A 17,730-nucleotide genomic window follows, 5' to 3' on the forward strand; every position below is an offset into this window, starting at 1 on the left:
GCGCCGGCCCGGTCCCCCGCTGCGGCTCCCGCGAGCGCCGGCGCATCGGGGCGCCGTCGGCCCGCACCGCCCATCCGCGTCGAGCGTCCGGCCGGGGCCGGGCACATCCGACTGACAGACCTGTCGCCCGGGGGGTCAGGTGCCACGTCATCCCGTCGCCGGTGCTCCGGCCGACACCGTCCGGCCGTCGGCGGCCGCTCCGCCCGAGGCATCCGGCACGCCGGTGCAGCGACTGGCTCCGGACGCGGTCCTCGAGGCGTTCGCCACGTCGTCGCACGGGCTGACCTCACAGGAAGCAGACGCACGGCTGCGGACGTACGGCCCCAACGAGCTGGCACGTCCGCGCCCCAGGGGACTGTGGCGACGGTTCGCGGCGCAGTTCACCGACCTGTTCGCGGTGGTCCTGATCGCCTCGTCCGCCCTCACGTTCCTCGCGTACGCGCTCCAGGACCCGCCCGACCCCGGCAACCTCCAGCTCGCCTTCGCGATCCTGGGCGTCGTCGTCCTGAACGCCGTGATCGGCTTCGCCCAGGAGTACTCCGCCGAGCGCACCGCGCAGACGCTCCAGGCCATGGTGCCGCACACCTCCCGCGTACTGCGGGACGGTCAGCGGCGGGAGCTGCCGTCGGGGGCGCTGGTGCCCGGCGACCTCGTTCTGCTGGAGGCGGGGGACTCGGTGTCCGCGGACTGCCGGATCGTGGAGGCCCACGGTCTGTCGGTGAACAACGCTCCCCTGACCGGGGAGAGTTCGGCGGTCGGACGGACACCCGAGCCGAGCGCCGCGGGCAGCGTCCTGGACTCCCGCAACTGTGTCTTCATGGGCACCATGGTGGTCTCCGGATCCGGCAAAGCCGTCGTCCACGCGACCGGGGCGGCCACCGAGTTCGGCCGGATCTTCCGGCTCACCCAGGAGGCACCTCAGCAGAAGACACCGTTGCAGCGCGAGGTCGCGGTCATGGCCCGGCGCGTGGCGGCACTGGCGATCGCGATCGGGGCCGGCGTCTTCGCGCTGCGCCTGCAGACGGGACAGCCGCTGGTGTCGGCCTTCGTGTTCGCGCTCGGGGTGATGGTCGCGCTCGTGCCCGAGGGGCTGCCCGCGACGCTGTCGGTGTCGCTGGCCATCGGGGTCCGGCGGATGGCCCGCCGCCAGGCTCTGGTGAAACGCCTGCTGGCGGTGGAGGCACTGGGGTCCACCACGGTGATCTGCACGGACAAGACCGGCACCCTCACCCAGGCCGAGATGACCGTCACCCGGATCTGGGGCGACGGGGCCTGGCATCCCGTCTCGGGCGTGGGATACGCGCCGATCGGCGAGGTGAGCGACCCCGCGACCGTGCGCGAGCTGCTGCGGTGCGCGGTCCTGTGCACGGACGCCCGGCTGGTGCCGCCCACCGGGCGCGAGGGGTGGCGGGTCCTCGGCGACACCACGGAGGGCGCGATCCTCGTCGCGGCGGCCAAGGCGGGGCTGGACGCCGACGCGGAGAAGGAGGCGGCCCCGCGGACCGGAGAGTTCCCCTTCGATCCCGTCCGCAAGCTGATGAGCACCCTCACCCACCGGGCCGACGCGGACACGCTGTGCGTCAAGGGCGCGCCGCAGGAGCTCCTCGCCCGCTGCACCCGGATACGGCTCGACGGGGCGGAGCGACCACTCACCGAGGCACTGCGGCAGGGCGTGGTCGACGCGAACGACTCGATGGCCGGCCAGGGTCTGCGGGTCCTGGGAGTCGCCGTGCGCCGGATGGAAGAGCCGCCCGACGACGCGGCGGCGGCCGAGTCGGAGCTGACCTTCCTGGGGCTGCTCGGCATGCTCGATCCGCCCAGGCCGGAGGTTTCCGACGCGGTGCAGGCCTGCCGCGGAGCGGGGATCCGGATCGTCATGCTGACCGGTGACCACCCTCTGACGGCCGAGGCGATCGCCCGCCGCGTCGGCATCGTCACCGACCCCTCCCCCACGGTGGTGACCGGCTCCCGGCTCGACACCCTGGACGCCGCGGCCCTCGACGCGCTGGTCGCGGCCCCGGGGCAGTTGCTGCTGTGCCGGGTCAGTCCCGAGCACAAGATGCGGGTCGTGGCGGCGCTCCAGGCCCGGGGCGAGGTCGTCGCCGTCACCGGCGACGGGGCGAATGACGCGCCCGCGCTCAAGCACGCCGACATCGGCGTCGCGATGGGAGCCGGCGGCACGGACGTCGCGCGGGAGGCGTCGGAGATGGTGCTGCTCGACGACTCGTTCGCGTCCATCACCGCGGCGGTGGAGCTGGGCCGGTCCGTCTACCGCAACATCCGCAAGTTCCTCGCCTACCTGTTCAGTCACAACATCGCCGAACTGGTGCCGATCCTCGCCGCCGCCTTCGCGGGCTTCCCGCTGGTGCCGCTGACGGCCATGCAGATCCTCGCCATCGATCTGGGCTCGGATGTGCTTCCGGCCCTGGCGCTGGGGGCGGAGCCACCCGAACGGGACACCATGCGACGTCCGCCCCGCGACCGGCACGAGCGGCTGTTCTCCGCCGAGCTCGTGCGCCGGTTCCTGTTCCTGGGGACCGTGATGTCGATCGGCGTGTGCACCGTGTTCTTCTGGCAGATCCACGCGTCGGGGATCCCCTACGACGACTTCACCGCCGACGACCCCGCCTACCGCAAGGCGATCACCCTCACCCAGGCCGCCATCGTGGTGGGCCAGTTCTTCAACGCACTGGCCGTGCGCACCGACCGGCTCAGCGTGTTCGGTGCCGGACTGTTCTCCAATCCGCGGCTGATCGCGGCGGGCTGTTTCGGGGTGGGCCTGATGGCCGCCATCAGCTACGCGCCGCCGCTCCAGGAGGTGTTCCACACGGCGCCTCTCTCCGTGACGGACTGGGCGGTTCTCACTGCGTTCGGCGTGCTGCTGTTGGCCGCGGAGGAGCTCCGCAAGTGGTGGGTGCGCCGGACCCCGGTCACCATCGAGAGGGCCGCCATCGACAACGACAAGGAGGCGGCGCCATGAGAGTCGTCGTGCTGGGCTGCGGCCGGGTCGGTTCCGCACTGGCCGCGCAACTGGTCAACGAGGGCCACGACGTCCGCGTCATCGACCGCAACCCCCGGACCGAGCGGCTGCTGCCCCCCGGGTTCCCCGGTCAGGTGCTGCACGGCAACGGCTTCAGCCGCACCCTGCTGGAGAGCGCGGGCATCGAACTCGCCGACGCGTTCGTCGCCGTCACCTCCGGCGACAACACCAACATCGTCAGCGCCCGTACGGCCAAGGAGACGTACCGCGTGCCGATCGTGCTGGCCCGCATCTACGACCCCCGGCGCGCCGACATCTACCGCGACCTGGGCATCCCGACCATCGCCAGCGTGCGCTGGACCGTTCACCAACTGCACCAGATGCTGCTGCACCGCCATCTCACACCTGAACTCGACTTCGGCAACGGCGAGACCCTGCTGCTGCGTTCCCGCCTGCCGGCCTATCTCACCGGCCGGCCGCTCGGCGGTCTGGAGGTCGACGGCGAGATCCGCATCGTCGAAGTCACGCGCGGGGGCAGGTCGTTCCTGCCCACGTCCCACACCCCCGCCGAGACGGACGACCTCGTCACGTTCGCGGTCGCCGCGGACGCGCTGGGCCGGCTGCGCGGCTTCCTGGACAAGGAGCTCGGGACATGAAGGTCGTCGTCGCCGGGGCCGGGCGCCTCGGCACCCAGATCGCCCAGGTGCTGGGCGCCGCTCACAACGAGGTCACGCTCGTCGACCGGGACGACGACCGGGTCGCCGAACTCCGGGGACACGTGCCCGCCGACGTACGGGTCGGGGACGCGTGCGAGCCGACCGTCCTGGAGGGCGCGGGCGCCCACTCCGCCGATCTCGTCGTCGCCACCACCGGGGAGGACGAGGACAACCTCGTCATCAGCCTGCTCGCCAAGCGCCAGTTCAAGGTGGCCCGGGTCATCGCCCGGATCAACGACGACGAGAACGCCTGGCTGTTCACCCCGCACTGGGGTGTCGACACGGCCGTGCCGGCCGCCGCGCCGCTCATTTCCCTGATCGAGGAGGCGACCAGCGCCACCGACACGGTCGCGCTGCTGCGGCTGAGCAAGGCGGGCGTGAACGTCATCGAGACGGTCATCTCCGGCCAGTCCCGCGCGGTGGGCCGCACCCTGGCGGATCTCGCCGTGCCGCCCGGCATCGTGGTCGCCACCGTCGTCCGCGACGGCGACCCGAAGGCTCCCTCCCCGGACTTCTCGCTGAGGGAGGGCGACGTGGTGCTCGTCGTCTCCCATGCCGCGACGGAGAGCGAGGTGCATGCGGCGTTCCAGTGACGCCGCATCCCCGTGAGACCCGGAGGGACAGGGAAACGTGTGCGTGGCCGGCTGTATCGGTCACGCACACGTGGTGCGGCGCGGCGCACGACGGCGCTCGGCATGCCGCGGTCAACCGTTCGCGTCCCGGGTGTGCCATATGTGCGCGTCCGGGCCGGGGAACACCAGCGTCACCTCGTGCGTGTCCGACCAGCGGACGTCGTAGGGGGGCGTCCCGTCCTCGTGATGCAGTCCGACGATCTCGCCGTCACGCCTGGTGACGCCGGTGGTCGGGCTTTCGACGATGAGTACGTCACCGAGTTGAGCTCGCATGTTCTCCACCTGCTTCCTCGAACTGCTCCTGTACCCACCCTGGCACCCGCGGCCGACCACCGCTTGGGCTCAGACACCTCCTTCAGGGGGCCGAACGAACCCAGCGTCGGGGCCGTTCGGACCTGAACCGGTCCTGGGCGGCGGACGAGGAGGCCGATCGCACGCCTCACTCGCATGGACGCAGCGTGAATGCAGCGTTCCCGGTTCTAGCGTTCGGGTCGGACGCAGAAGGAGCTGAGAACCATGTCGCAGACATCTCCATCCGTGACGCTGCGCGACCTGCTCGGCCTGAGTGGACGTCCGGCAGCACTCACGGACTCCGCACTGGTCATGATCGACTGTCAGAACACCTACCGGCAGGGCGTCATGCGCCTCGAAGGCGTCGAGGAGGCGCTCGCGGAGGCGGCGCACCTGCTGCGCCGCGCGCGGGACCTGGGTGTCCCGGTGTTCCACGTCATGCACGACGCGGGCAAGGGAACCCCGTACGACATCACCGCGCCCATCGGCCACATCATGGACGAGGTGGTGCCCCGGTCCGGCGAACCCGTCGTCATCAAGACCCACCCCAGCTCGTTCTTCCGGACCGACCTGCGGGACCGCCTGCGCACCACAGGTCTGACCGACCTCGTACTCGCCGGGTTCATGACCCACATGTGCGTCGACTCGACCGCCCGTGACGCCTTCGATCTGGGCTACCGGCCCACGGTGGTGGCCGCGGCGACCGCCACCCGTGAGCTCGTCGCGCCGGACGGCACGGTGGTGGCGGCCGGCGCACTGCAGACAGCGGCCCTGACGGGCATCGCCGACCTGTTCGCGCTCGTGGTCGAGAAGGCGGACGAGATCCCCGGCTGACAGGCGGGCCGAGCGGTCCCCGGGCGGGACCGCTCGGCCCCTCCTGCGGCGCCCTGCCCCGGCCGGCGATGGAAGGGATGAAGGAGGCGCTGCCCCTGGGGCGTGTCGCGGGCGAGTTGGTCGTCGATCGCTGAGCCCGCGGCTCACAACGGCCGGCCGATCGCCGAGGGCACCTCCCGCTTCCTCGCCGAGGTGCCCATGCCCTCGACGTCGTCCTCGGCGGTGTTCACCAGCTGCCGGGCGAGGTCGTGCAGGGCCCTGCCCGCGGCCAGCTCGTCACCGATCTCCGGCACGTCGATGTCCCCGGGGTTGCAGTGTGCTGCTCCATGACCGGTCAGCGAGGTGGTTCCGGTGTCCAGCACCACCCGCGCCTTCGTCGTCCCCTCGTCCTCGAAGAGGTAAAGGCGGACCGTCCATTCCGCTGTGTGCGACATGGCTGCCTCCTCGTCTGCGTCTCGGTCGTCCTCAGCCGACGGGTACGAGTGCGACCGGGCAGTGCGCCCGGTGCAGCAGGGCATGGGTGAACGAGCCGGTGTGGGGGCCGAGGCCCCGCCCGTGCCGGTGGCGCGCCGTGATCACGACCAGGTCGGCCGCGCGCGTGGCCTCCACGAGCGCCCCGGCGGCACCGGTCCAGACCGTGTCGATCCGCACCCCCACCCCCGGGTGCTTCTCACGCGCCGCGGCCACCGTCATCCGGGGCACGGCGGCCTCGCTGTCCAGCAGGGTCTTCAGATCCGCTTCCAGCGGCCCGGCGGGAGGCGTTCCCGGACCGCCCGACAGCTCCGGTACGGCCGACACGTGCAGAGCCCACACCCCGGCGCCTCGCCGACGTGCCTCCTCGAAGGCGAACAGCGCGGCACCGGCATCGACGTCGTCGGCCACCCCCACCAGCACCGTGCCGTGCTCCGGCTCGCCCGGCACCCACTCGCCGCGCACCACCAGCAGCGGGCTGCCGCAGCGGGCGGCCACCCGCAGGCTCACCGACCCCGCCAGCACTTCGGCGGCACGGCCCGCACCACGGCTGCCCAGCACGGTCAGCGCGGCCCGATCCCCACGCCGCACCAGCTCAGCAGCCGCCGGTTCCGGGCTCAGTGTCGCAACGACGTCCAGTTCGGGGGCGCGCTCGCGCGCACGGGCGGCGGCGGCCTCCAGGACGTCCCGCGCCGTGTCGATGGGCGCGCGCCGATCGTGCGCACCGGGCCGGACCTCTGCGACTCCGTGACCGGCCCACGGCCAGGCGTGCAGGATCTCGAGCGGCGCGAGACGGGCCTGTGCCTCCTCCGCCGCTCGGTCGAGCGCGCGCCACGCCTGGTCCGATCCGTCCACACCGACCAGGACGTGCCCGCTCAGGGGCGGTCCTGGTGCGTGGACACCGTAGTCCCAGAGGTTCTTGTGGTCTCTCGTGCTCATCACTCCACCCCATCTCGTCCCGAAGGCCCTTGGACGCCTCCGGGTGCCGGAGGCTCGGCTCACGGGCGTGCGTCGAGCCGGGTGCGCAGATTGTGGAACTGCCGTGTCTGCATCACGAAGTGCGCGGGCTCCCCGAAGAGCAGGTCGAGCGGAGCCGCCAGCCAACGAGGCCGTCCCTGGCCGCGGGTGCGGACCACCAGGCGGCTCTCCCCGAAGGGGGCAGGACTCAGGTGGAAGCTCCAGACTCCGTCCAGACGGGCCGACGGCAGGGGGTCCGAGCCGGGGTCGAAGGAACGGCCGGAGGCCAGGTTCAGGTCGGAACGCAGCACGAGGGTGCGGTTCGGGTCCAGGCGGCACACGGTGAACCAGGACCTGCCGTCCTGTGTCGCGGGCAGGCGCTGTCCTGCCTCCAGCCGCTGCCACTTCGGGACGATTCGGTCGGCGCTGGGTTCCCCGAAGTGGTCCAGGCAGTCCCAGCTGTACCAGCCCGCGCGGTCGCCGCCCATCTGCACCAGCCAGGGCCAGACCTCCTCGGGCGGCGCCGGCAGCGTGGTGGCCATCGTCGAGGTGCCGTCGGCGTCCGGCACCAGTTCGTCGCCGGGGTAGGCGGTGTCGATCTCCTCCTGGGTCGCGCCCCAGGTCAGCAGCCTCGGCCGGAACCGGAGCGCGTAGAGTGCGACGGCCCCCCAGGTCAGCAGGGGGAGCAACAGGGCTCCCGTTCGTCGGCATGGTCGCGGTGCGGACATCATGTCCCCCTTTCGCCCGAAGTCTGTGTGGGAGGCCGGTGCGCGGATGGGACGGGAGCCGCGCACCGGCGGTCGTACGGGAGAGGTGTGCCGTTCGGCGCGACGGTCCTCGATCGGTCGGACATGCGGACTCCCTTCCTGGACCGGCGACGCGACACCGATCTGCCGGCTCTCGGCCGGCTACGAGCCCCGGGATGTCAGGATGTCGTGGGCCCGGCCTGCTCCGTGGGCGGCACGGCCGCCACCACCCGCAGGACCCGGGGCGCGCTCCAGTCCCTCGACGAGCGCCCGCACGGCCAGGGTGAGGGTGTCCACCCGCTCCTCCAGGGCCCGCACCCGTCGCTCCAGCGTCTTCGGGGTCCGTCCGGCGCGGGCGGGTCCGGTCTCCACGACGGACTCCTCGGTGTGCGGCATGTTCGCCTCCCGGTTGCGCGACGGCGGGGGCGGCGCCCGTCGGGCGCCGGAATCCGCCCCTGCCCTTCCAGTGTCCTCGGCGTCCGGGCGGGGACGGGAGGGCCGAAGGGACCCGGGCAGGGGGCGATCGGCCCTCCGCCGCTCACCGTCCGGTGGCCGTTCGGCGTGACGGTGTGCCGAACGGCCGGCGGAACAGGTCCGACCGGCCCGCCGGGCGTCTCCGCCCCCGCGATGTACTGGTGGCGGGGGCAGATCTGCACTCCTCCACGAAGCAAGGAGGAAGAACGTCATGTCCACGAACCGCACGTTCCGTCACATCGCAGCGGGAACCGTCGTACTGGCCCTCGGACTGCTCACCACGGTGACCCTCAGCGGTGACACGGCGGACGCCTCGTCCACCGCCGCCGCGCCGGGCCGCAGCGGCAGCCCGACGTCCGCTGTCGACCGGGTCGCCGACTTCTACGGCACCTACGTCGACGTCCTGCACGACTCCGGCCACGGACAGCTCTCCGGCGCCCTGCGCTCCCACTACCTCACGCCCGGTCTGCAACGCAGCCTGGCCCGTTGGGAGGCGGCCCACCACCAGGACGGCGTGCTGCGCGCCAAGGGCGTCCCCGACCAGTGGTCCGTCGTCCACAACGACAGCGGCATGGGCCACTGCTGGAGCCGGGTCACGCTGACCGTGCAGGATTCCGGCCACCGCGCGCACCGTACGCACCTGATGGTCCAGTCCGACCTGGCGACCGGTCTCATCTCCGGCATCAAGACCATCCGGTGACGGTGCCGTGGAACGACCCGCCGACACTGCTCGAGCCGACCGCGGCCGATCGTGGCGAGACAGCGCGCCGCGGTCCTTCCTCATGGGCCGGACGGCCCTCAGCGAGGTCCGTCCGGCTCTGCCCCGCGACCCTGCCGACCCGCATGCTGGACAGTGCACCCGCGAGACGGCCGTACGAACTTCCGCGCCCTCACCCACGGTTCGTGCGCGACGGTCCGGGACGTGACCTCCGTCCAGCGGGCGAGCGGCGCCGGGTCGCACCACAGCGGGACGGCAACTGGCAGGCAGGCCCGTCGAGGGATCCGGCGCCGCGAACCTACGTCGTCCGCCCCGCGCGCCATGGAGACGCACAGTCCGCGACTCACAGAACGGCGACACCGGCCATGACCGTCATCCAGGCCCCGTCCGACACCGCGGCCCGCTGCCTCGTGCGCGCCGCCGTCCGCGCGCCTTCTCCCTGCAACACGCAGCCCTGGCGCTTCAGCACCGGAAACGGCGAGGTGCGACTGTACGCCGATCCCGCCCGTGGGCTGCCGGTCGCACCGAGGTGCTCCGGCCGCTGCTGCAGGTGACCCGCGACGACGCGTGGTTCTTCGACACCGAACTGCTCCTGCTCGCCGAGCACAACGGCCTGCGCGTCGTACTTCCGTTGCGCTGGATCCGGGGCCGCGCCCGGGCCCGCCGCAACCGCTCCACCGGCCGGCGCCTGCGCCCGGTACCGCTGTGCCGGGCGGCGGGATCGTGGCCGTGTTCCGGGTGCCGTCGACGATCTGGCCATGCGGAGAGGGCGTGGTCGACGCGAGCGCTCGCCCGGCGGACGCCCGCCGACGGCGCGCACACCGCCGGCGTCAACGCATGACCGTCACCGGCACGGTGTCCTCGATCACCGCGTGACCGTCCTCCAGGGAGTTCCAGTACGCGGTGAGCAGGCCGGCGCCGGAGCGGGTCGCCCGGTAGGGGATCGTCACGTCGAAGGTGCCCCGGGTCCCGGTGCCGGAGGTCGCCGTGGCGTAGACGTCGGCCGCGGTGTGTCCGGCGGCGTCGGTGATCTTCAGCCGGAAGGTGGCCTCGAACGTGTTGGCGCTGCCCCAGACCCGGACCGGCGTGCGGACGGTGTCACCGATCAGCGGGGACTCGACGAGGACGAGAGGCGCCAGCTCCTCGAAGTCGGCGCGGCCCACCGGCCCGTTGAGGACGATGCCCTCGCCTCCGAAGGTCGTCACCGGCTTGCCGTCCACTTCGAAGCGCACCTTCTCGATGGCCGGGAAGCGGGTGGCGGTGAACACGACCTGGGCGAGCCGGGCCCGCATGGACAGGCTGCCGCCGCCGTCGTCGTAGCGGCCGGACAGGTCCACGGTGGCCACGTGCCGGTGCACCACGATCGACCGGAGCGCCGTGCCCGAGGGGATGGCCGTGGTGCGCCGCTGGCCGCGTTCGTAGCGGCTCGGCCCGGCCAGCAGGGCACGCAGCGCGCCCGCCGCGGTGGCGGGCGGGGTCACGGCGCGCGGTGCGGGCGAGATCTTCTCGCCGTGCAGGAAGTAGACGGATGCCCGCACCTGACGCCGGGTGCCGCTCGGTGCGGAGGGTGTCACCGGTGCTGCGGACGTTCCGGGGCCGCTGGGGGTGGACGGCGTTCCGGTGCCGCCCGTGCCGCCTGTGCCCGGAGCTGCGGGTGTGCTGGGTGCGGTGGCTGTGCTCGACGGTTCGGTGCCGGGTGAGGTGCCCTCGGCGCCGGTGTCGCTGCCGCACGCGCTCGTCGCGGGTGCCACGAGCAGGACTGCCACGGCGGCGATCACGGGCCGTCGCAGCCAGGAGGACGTTCGCGGAACGGGTGTGGTGGTGGACATGGCATGCTCCTCCGACGATTCCAGCCAACTCCTTGAGCGGAGGCGCTCCAAGTGCCGTACGGACCAGGGCATATGGGCCGTACGGCACTCGTCACGGGCGTGGGCGCGTCGGCTGACGCGGGATCAGGTGCGCGGGGTCGGCCAGGGGCGGGGCCGGCGGCGGGCCGCCACGTCCTCGACCCAGCCGGCCAGCAGGACGGCCCCGCCGACGAGGGGCCATGCGAGCAGGAACAGGAACCAGTCGGCCTCCAGCGGCAGGACCGTCTCCAGGGCGTGCACCTGCCACATCCGGTCGATGAGGAGCACGCCCAGGACGAGGGCCACCTCGTGCCACAGATACACGGTGACCGCACGGGCGTTGAGCAGCACCACCGCCGCGTGCACCGGCCGGTACCGGCGGACCCATGCGTCGCCCGCCGGGCGGAAGCGCATCAGCAGCAGGACGAAGCCGAACGACCACAGGGCTTGCGCCAGGGGGATCTCACCGAGGTCGTAGCCCTCGTCGGTGGGGTGGGTGAACGCGAACCAGCCGCCGATCGCCGTCGTCAGCACGGCCAGGGCCCACACCCGCGGTGCGGGGAGCCGGCGGATCAGGCCGTCGCGGTGGGCGAAGCCCAGCAGCCAGCAGGCTCCGAAGACCACCAGGTCGGTGACCGGGCCCCGCAGGGCCTCGGGCAAGGGGACGAGACCGGTCTGAGCGACCTCGGCGAGCACGAGGAACCCCACCACGCACACCCACGGTCCCTTGCGGAACACCCGCAGCAGAAGGGGCGAGAGCAGGACGAACAGGAGGTAGGCCCGGATGTACCAGAGAGGGGCGGCGATCTGCGACGCCCACTCGCTGCCGTCGGTCGGCGGATCGCGCAACGGCACGATCCACCAGAGAAGTTCGGCCCAGCCGGCGATGCCCCGGCCGTTCTCCCCCGGATTCCATCCCTGCCGGAACATGGCGCCCACCACACAGCCGGCGAACGCCCACAGCGGTGGCAGCAGACGGCGCATACGGGCCCGTACCACCGCCGTGGCGCTGCGGTCGTGCCGGTCCAGGGAGCGGGCCATCAGGGAGCCCGCCAGGGCGAACATCACCCCCATGGCGGGGAAGACCAGGGTGAGCCAGGCCCAGTTGAAGGCGTGGTAGGCCACCACGCGGATCAGAGCGAGGGCGCGGAGGAGGTCCAGGTAGAGGTCTCGGCCGCCCTTTTTCGGTGGCTCCGGTTCCGCCTGCGTCCGCGGGTGTGCATGCGCGGGCGGCGGGACGGTCGGCGGTGGCGGAGGCAGGAGGCGCGGTGCCGCGGGCGCGGTCACCCGGCCGGTGCGGCGCAGTTTGTGCCAGCGCAGCCCGGCTCCCGTCATCGCGGTGACGCAGGACTGGATCAGCACGAGGTACAGCAGCTGTCGGTAGACGAGCTGCTGCAGCGGCAGTGCCCACAGCACCCGCAGCCTCTCCCCGTCCAGCCGCAGCGCGTAGCCGGCGCACAGCAGCTGCACGGCCAGCAGCCCGCCCCAGGCCAGCAGCGTGCGCCGTGGGTCCTGGAAGAGGAGTCCGTACAGCAGGAACAGGTCGATCAGAGGAGACAGCAGGGGCGTCAGGACCGTGAACAGGGCGACCACGGCGAGGCCGTAGCGGCCGAAGTGGCCCGCGTGCCCGCGCTCGACGACCGCGTGGCGGTGCTTCCACATCGCCTGGAGCGTGCCGTAGCTCCACCGGTAGCGCTGCCGCCACAGCTGCCCGAGCGTGGCGGGTGCCTCGGTCCAGCCGCGGGCACGCTCCTCGTAGACCACGTCCCAGCCGCCCCGGTGCAGCGCCATCGTGAGGTCGGTGTCCTCGGCGAGCGTGTCGGCGCTCACCCCGCCGGTGTGCCGCAGTGCGGTGCGGCGGAAGGCTCCGACGGCTCCGGGCACCGTGGGGATGCAGTGCAGCAGGTCGTACATACGGCGGTCGAGGTTGAGACCCATCACGTACTCGAGGTGCTGCCAGGTGCCCAGCAGCCGGCCGCGGTTGGCGACCTTGGTGTTGCCCGCGACGGCGCCGACGACCGGACGGGCGAAGGGCTGCACGAGCCGGTGCACCGTGTCGGGCTCGAAGACGGTGTCGCCGTCCATCATCACGATCAGCTCGCGGGAGGCGTACGCCACACCGGTGTTGAGGGCGGCGGCCTTTCCGGAGTTCGGCTGCCGCACGACGGCGACCGCGGGCAGTCCGAGGGAACGCACGATGTCGCCGGTGCCGTCGGTGGAGCCGTCGTCGACCACGACGATCTCGACGGGGTGGGTGCTGCGGACCACGGACAGCACGGTCCGGGCGATGCACTCGCGTTCATTGTAGGCCGGGATCACCACGCTGACGGGCTCGGTGATCTCGGGTCCCCAGCGGAAGCGCGGGCCGGCACGCACGCGCGCGTGGCGGCGGGCGAGAAACGGCATCACGACGAGTCGGGCGAGGACGAGTCCGCCGGCCACGGCCAGCAGCAGGGCGAACAAGGGGACCAGCCGGTCACCGGCCACGACCGCCGCGACGAAGATCCGCCCGCTCCACAACTGGGCACCGTGCACACGGTGTTGCGCGCTTCCCTCGCCCAGAGCGCCGGTGATCGTGGTGAAGCGGTAGCCGCGATCGGCGAGTTCGGGGATGATCCGCTCCAGTGCGCGGACGGTCTGCGACCGGTCGCCGCCGGAGTCGTGCAGCAGCACCACAGCACCCCGGCCGGTCAGCCGGCGGGTGACGCGGTCGGCGATCGCGTCGGCACCGGGGCGCCGCCAGTCCTCGCCGTCGACGTCGACGAAGGCGGTGACGTACCCCTTCGCGCCGAGCCGCCGCACCACGGGCCACGACTGGTTGTCCAGATCGGCCGCCTCGGACGAGTACGGCGGCCGGACGAGGCTGCTGTGGATGCCCGCCGCGCCCGCCAGCGCGAGCTGGGTCTGGGCGAGTTCGCGCTCCAGCCGGGTCTCGGACTGGTACCCGAGGTCCGGGTGGGTGAAGGTGTGGACGCCGATCTCGTGGCCGGAGGCGACCAGCCGCCGGACCAGACCGGGGTGCCGGGCGGCCGCCGATCCGGTCACGAAGAAGGTGCCTTTCGCCCCGTACCGGTCGAGCACCTGCAGGATCCGGGGAGTCCAGGTGGGGTCGGGGCCGTCGTCGAAGGTGAGGGCGACGGCCCCGCCCGGCATCCGGTGGCTGCGCACCGGGGAGCCTCGCGCGTCCACGACGGGGCCGCCGTTGAGGACCGCGGCCGGGACCCGGTCGGCCGAGGCCGGGGGACGCACGCGGTGGTCCGCGGCGAAGTCGCCGTGGACATAACCGTGCAGGAGCAGGATGCCGACGAGGACGCTCAGCACGAGCAGGGGGAGGAAGACCCGCGGACGGGACGTGGAGCCACCGCGCCTGCCCGCCGGGGCCACGTGCGGGGCGTCCGGAGTGGGCCGGGCCGACGCGGACATCAGACGGGACCTGTGGACAGGGGCGACGAGACGTCGGGCGCCGCGCCCGGGGCCGTGGTCGCGGAGGCGGCCGTCGGCTCACCCGGGCCGGTGGCCGGAGCGGTGGCCGGCCCGCCCGTGGTCGGGCTCGGGGTCCCGGACGAGCCCGGGCCGGTGGTCGGGGCGGTCGGTGTGCCGCCGTCCGATCCGGTCGGTGTCGGCGTAGGTGTGGGTGTCGGCGTAGGTGTCGACGTCGGCGTGGGCGTGGGCGTGGGCGTGGGCGTCGGCGTCGGCGTCGCCGAGGTGCTTCCGCCCGGTGTAGGCACGGTCACCGAGGCCGAAGGTGACGGCAGGTCCGTCGGCGAGGAGGACGGAGCGGACGGTGAACCCGACGTGAGGGGGACATCGGGTCCGGGCCGCTCCGGTACGGTGCCGGGTTCCTCGGTCGGGACCCCCGGTACCGGAAGCACGGAACCGGGTGCGAAGGGCGTCGCCCCCATGAAGCTGAGCCCCAGCACGACGGTGTAGCCGGCCAGCAACAGCCCCGTCGTGCAGGCGAGTCGGCGAAGGACGCGGGCGCGCCGCCCGGTCCGGTCGGTGAAGACGGGCGCCGCCTCGTCCTTCGGCGCGGCGGCCCGGGCGACTGCCGGGCGGGCCAGCGGCAGGGTCCCGGTTCCCGCCCCGCTCCGCACGCGGTGCGGCAGGTGCCACCGCGTCCCGCCGTTCCTGCTCGGGACCATGGCCTCCCCCCTTCGCCTCGAAGCGCCGGACGCCGCCCTCCCTCCTTGCTCAGCCTCGCGCCTCCGCACGCCCTCACCCATGGGTCGACCGGACCGAGAGACGGGACGTCCGGCTCCTGCCCGATCCGGGCCGGCCGTCCGACTCTGGAGCCGTGCCACACGACCGGGTCTCGGCGTGCCCCTCGCCGCGGGTCCCGCGTCCGCCGTAGTCCGGGGGCTTTCGGGGAGGGAAGAGTCATGGCATCGGTCACCTTCGACAGGGCTACCCGCTGCTTCCCCAGGATGGACCGTCCCGCGGTCTGCGATCTCGAACTGGAGATCGCGGACGGAGAGTTCATGGTCCTCGTCGGCCCGTCCGGATGCGGGAAGTCCACCAGCCTGCGGATGCTCGCCGGTCTCGAGGACGTCGACTCGGGCACGATCCGCATCGGCGACCGGGACGTGACCCACCTGCCGCCCAAGGAACGGGACATCGCGATGGTGTTCCAGAACTACGCGCTGTACCCGCACATGACGACCGCGGACAACATGGGCTTCGCCCTGAAGATCGCCAAGATGCGCAAGAGCGACATCCGCGGCCGGGTGGCCGAGGCGGCCGGCATCCTCGACCTGAGCGACTATCTGGACCGCAAGCCCAAGTCCCTTTCCGGCGGCCAGCGTCAGAGGGTCGCGATGGGGCGCGCCATCGTCCGCGAACCGCGGGTGTTCCTGATGGACGAGCCCCTGTCCAACCTGGACGCCAAGCTGCGCGTGCAGACCCGCACCCAGATCGCCTCGCTGCAACGCCGGCTCGGCACCACCACCGTGTACGTCACCCACGACCAGGTCGAGGCCCTGACCATGGGTGACCGCGTGGCGGTCCTCAAGGACGGCGTGCTCCAGCAGGTGGGTACCCCGCAGGAGGTGTTCCGGCGCCCGGTCAACGCCTTCGTCGGCGGTTTCATCGGCTCGCCCGCGATGAACCTCTTCCGGCTCGCGCTCGTCCCGGACGGCACCGAGCTCGGCGGCCTTCCCCTGGCCCTGCCCCGGACGGCCCTGACCGCGGCTCGCCACGAGGGAACGGCGGAGATCGTCCTGGGCGTGCGCCCCGAGCAGTTCACGCTCCTGTCCCAGGAGGACCTGGGGACACCGGGGCTGGAGGTCGTGGTCGACGCCGTCGAGGACACCGGTGCGGTCACCTACCTCCACACCACGGCCGAGGTGGGCCAGGAGTCGGTGCGGGTCGTCGTCCGGGCCCCGGGGCGAGGCCCCTGGCACAAGGGTTCGCGTGTGCGGATCACGCCGCGCACGGACGAGGTGCACCTCTTCTCGGCGCGAACCGGTCTCCGGCTGCCGGACGAAGAAGCTCCGGTGGTGAAGCCGCGCGCCGAAGGCCCTTCGGTCTCTGTGTGAACGACGGACGCACCTGAGTCGAGGCCCGGCGCCGAGGCGACCTCGACCCCGGTACCTGCCACTCACCGTGCGCGAGCGTCGGAGCCGGCCGAGGCGGCGGCCCGGAGCTGCTGCGCCCTGTGCCCCTGCCGCTCACGGCGATGACCGCCGCGCCGCCGACGTCGGGTTCGGAGGGCTTCCGGCGGCGGGCGGGATCCGGGACAGGGCCCTTTCGGCACCGGGTGGTGTCTAAAGGGCCGATCGGCCCGGCGCTCTGGACGCACCGGCCCCTGATGCCGGTGGCGCCCGTGCGGCGATGCTGAACTCGCAGCGGTCCGTACAGGGCCGTGCGGGCGCCGGTCAAAGGAGGTGTTGACCGTGTTGCGGCCTGTTGTCGTGGGATTGGACAGTTCGAGCAGAAGCCTCGCCGCCGCCGACTGGGCGGCCCGGGAAGCCCTGAGGCGCGGCCTGCCCCTGCAGTTGGTGCAGGCGTGGGAGGGCGTGACGTCGCCCCAGGACAGGGAGCGGCCGGAGCTCAACGGGCCGCGCCTGCTGGCGCGGCGCGCGCTGGCCGACGTCGCCGGCCGGCTGCGCGGAACCTACCCGCGGCTCTCCCTGAGCACCCGGCACATCGCCGGCTCCGCCCCCGACGTCCTGATCGCCGTGGGTGCCGAGGCCGAACTGCTGGTGCTGGGCAGCCGCGCGGTCAGCGGAGTCGGCGGGTTCATCGCGGGTTCGGTGGCTCAGGTGGTGGTGGGCCACGTGGCCAGGCCCGTCGTACTCGTGCGGGACCGCGGGACATTGGAGGACGAGCATCTCCCGGACGCCGAGGGGCGGCCCTCGACGCATACGCCCTACCGTGGCATCGTCGTCGGCGTCGATCCGGGGCACGCGAGCGAGGAGTTGCTGGCGTTCGCCTTCGAGAGCGCCGTGCTGCGTGACGCGTCTCTGCGGGTCGTGCACGCATGGCGTCCGCCGTATGTGCAGGCCGCCGCGGTGGCGAGGACGCACAGGGCGGTGGCGTCGTCGGCCGCGCGCTCGCTGGCCACCGCCGTCGAGCCGTGGCGGGAGAAGTTCCCGACCGTGGAGGTGCACGAGCTGGTGGTGGAGGGCCGGGCCTCGCAGGCCCTGCCGGCCGCTGCGCGGGAGGCGGGGCTCCTGGTGGTCGGACGCCGGATCCGCTCCGGCCGTCTCGGCGTGCGCACCGGGTCCGTCGCCCATGCGGCGATGCATCATGCCCGCTGCCCGGTCGTCGTCGTGGCGCACGAGTGAGCGGGTCGCGTCACCCGGGACACGAGGGGGCACGAGGGGGCACGAGGGGATGTGACACCAGGCCCGGCCCCTGCCGCACCGGCACCCGAGGAGCCGGGCGTGGCGGCCGAGGAGCCGGGCGCCGCGGCGGGCGGGAGGCGGGTCGGCGCGTGCGTACGCACGCGCCGACCTGCGGCCGACGACCCACGTGCGGTCGCAGCCCCTCCCGGAGCCGCCTCCCTGAGCGCTGACGCCGCTCTCTCCGTTACGGAGAGGACCCCTCGCGGAGCCTTGGCCTGC

General features: G+C 72.9%; 15 protein-coding genes and 2 pseudogenes. 9 read left to right on the forward strand and 8 right to left on the reverse strand.

Annotated elements, in window-relative coordinates; all coding sequences use genetic code 11:
• The first annotated feature begins 139 nt into the window (after positions 1 to 139).
• The 3 genes from IOD14_RS26365 to IOD14_RS26375 are packed head-to-tail and all read left to right on the forward strand — an operon-like array spanning position 140 to position 4,289.
• Positions 140 to 2,980, forward strand: coding sequence for a cation-transporting P-type ATPase (locus IOD14_RS26365; protein WP_249126065.1), 2,841 nt, complete (start codon positions 140 to 142; stop codon positions 2,978 to 2,980).
• Positions 2,977 to 3,636: a TrkA family potassium uptake protein gene (locus tag IOD14_RS26370; protein ID WP_212671714.1), complete on the forward strand. Its 660-nt coding sequence runs from the start codon at positions 2,977 to 2,979 to the stop codon at positions 3,634 to 3,636. Before IOD14_RS26365 ends, IOD14_RS26370 begins: the two co-directional genes overlap by 4 nt.
• Positions 3,633 to 4,289 carry a TrkA family potassium uptake protein gene (locus IOD14_RS26375; RefSeq protein WP_212671715.1) on the forward strand — a complete coding sequence of 219 codons (657 nt, stop codon included), beginning with the start codon at positions 3,633 to 3,635 and terminating at the stop codon, positions 4,287 to 4,289. The genes IOD14_RS26370 and IOD14_RS26375 overlap by 4 nt, the downstream gene beginning before the upstream one ends.
• A gap of 138 nt (positions 4,290 to 4,427) precedes the next feature.
• Here IOD14_RS26375 and IOD14_RS26380 read toward each other — a convergent pair.
• Positions 4,428 to 4,601: pseudogene (locus tag IOD14_RS26380) on the reverse strand (DUF1918 domain-containing protein); the annotation flags it as partial.
• Positions 4,602 to 4,844: 243 nt separating this feature from the next.
• Between IOD14_RS26380 and IOD14_RS26385 the strand changes: the two are divergent.
• On the forward strand, positions 4,845 to 5,453 hold the full coding sequence (locus IOD14_RS26385; protein WP_123987300.1) for a cysteine hydrolase family protein: 609 nt from the start codon (positions 4,845 to 4,847) through the stop codon (positions 5,451 to 5,453).
• 143 nt (positions 5,454 to 5,596) lie between these two features.
• Here the strand turns inward: IOD14_RS26385 and IOD14_RS26390 are convergent, their stop codons facing one another.
• From IOD14_RS26390 to IOD14_RS26405, 4 genes are all read right to left on the reverse strand, one after another.
• Positions 5,597 to 5,887: a DUF1876 domain-containing protein gene (locus IOD14_RS26390; RefSeq protein WP_123987301.1), complete on the reverse strand. Its 291-nt coding sequence runs from the start codon at positions 5,885 to 5,887 to the stop codon at positions 5,597 to 5,599.
• Between the two features lie 31 nt (positions 5,888 to 5,918).
• A complete protein-coding gene (locus tag IOD14_RS26395) occupies positions 5,919 to 6,863 on the reverse strand; it encodes a universal stress protein (protein WP_212671716.1) in 945 nt (314 codons plus the stop codon).
• A gap of 59 nt (positions 6,864 to 6,922) precedes the next feature.
• Positions 6,923 to 7,570, reverse strand: a complete 648-nt coding sequence (locus tag IOD14_RS26400; protein WP_249126066.1) for a hypothetical protein — start codon at positions 7,568 to 7,570, stop codon at positions 6,923 to 6,925.
• A 219-nt stretch (positions 7,571 to 7,789) separates the two neighbouring features.
• Positions 7,790 to 8,023, reverse strand: coding sequence for a hypothetical protein (locus tag IOD14_RS26405; protein ID WP_123987303.1), 234 nt, complete (start codon positions 8,021 to 8,023; stop codon positions 7,790 to 7,792).
• A gap of 289 nt (positions 8,024 to 8,312) precedes the next feature.
• Between IOD14_RS26405 and IOD14_RS26410 the strand changes: the two genes are divergently transcribed.
• On the forward strand, positions 8,313 to 8,801 hold the full coding sequence (locus IOD14_RS26410) for a hypothetical protein (RefSeq protein ID WP_249126067.1): 489 nt from the start codon (positions 8,313 to 8,315) through the stop codon (positions 8,799 to 8,801).
• Positions 8,802 to 9,369: 568 nt separating this feature from the next.
• Positions 9,370 to 9,660, forward strand: coding sequence for a hypothetical protein (locus tag IOD14_RS26415; protein WP_212671717.1), 291 nt, complete (start codon positions 9,370 to 9,372; stop codon positions 9,658 to 9,660).
• On the opposite strand, the gene IOD14_RS26420 is transcribed toward IOD14_RS26415, so the two are convergent.
• From IOD14_RS26420 to IOD14_RS44530, 3 genes and pseudogenes are all read right to left on the reverse strand, one after another.
• Positions 9,650 to 10,648, reverse strand: a complete 999-nt coding sequence (locus IOD14_RS26420) for a Gmad2 immunoglobulin-like domain-containing protein (RefSeq protein ID WP_249126068.1) — start codon at positions 10,646 to 10,648, stop codon at positions 9,650 to 9,652. The genes IOD14_RS26415 and IOD14_RS26420 overlap by 11 nt on opposite strands.
• Before the next feature lie 123 nt (positions 10,649 to 10,771).
• The gene (locus IOD14_RS44525; RefSeq protein WP_249126304.1) at positions 10,772 to 11,953 is read right to left on the reverse strand and encodes an acyltransferase; all 1,182 of its coding nucleotides are present in this window, start codon (positions 11,951 to 11,953) and stop codon (positions 10,772 to 10,774) included.
• Positions 11,942 to 14,171, reverse strand: a pseudogene (locus IOD14_RS44530) (bifunctional polysaccharide deacetylase/glycosyltransferase family 2 protein); the annotation flags it as partial. The gene IOD14_RS44525 and the pseudogene IOD14_RS44530, both read right to left, overlap by 12 nt.
• Between IOD14_RS44530 and IOD14_RS26430 the strand changes: the two are divergent.
• The 3 genes from IOD14_RS26430 to IOD14_RS26440 all read left to right on the forward strand — a co-directional run bounded on the left by IOD14_RS26430 (position 14,102) and on the right by IOD14_RS26440 (position 17,451).
• On the forward strand, positions 14,102 to 14,596 hold the full coding sequence (locus tag IOD14_RS26430; protein ID WP_212671719.1) for a hypothetical protein: 495 nt from the start codon (positions 14,102 to 14,104) through the stop codon (positions 14,594 to 14,596). The pseudogene IOD14_RS44530 and the gene IOD14_RS26430 sit on opposite strands and share 70 nt — an antisense overlap.
• Before the next feature lie 449 nt (positions 14,597 to 15,045).
• Positions 15,046 to 16,200: a sn-glycerol-3-phosphate ABC transporter ATP-binding protein UgpC gene (gene ugpC, locus IOD14_RS26435; protein WP_212671720.1), complete on the forward strand. Its 1,155-nt coding sequence runs from the start codon at positions 15,046 to 15,048 to the stop codon at positions 16,198 to 16,200.
• Between the two features lie 375 nt (positions 16,201 to 16,575).
• Positions 16,576 to 17,451, forward strand: coding sequence for a universal stress protein (locus IOD14_RS26440; protein ID WP_249126069.1), 876 nt, complete (start codon positions 16,576 to 16,578; stop codon positions 17,449 to 17,451).
• Positions 17,452 to 17,730: the final 279 nt, after the last annotated feature.

This window comes from Streptomyces sp. A2-16, assembly GCF_018128905.1.
Lineage (GTDB): Bacteria > Actinomycetota > Actinomycetes > Streptomycetales > Streptomycetaceae > Streptomyces.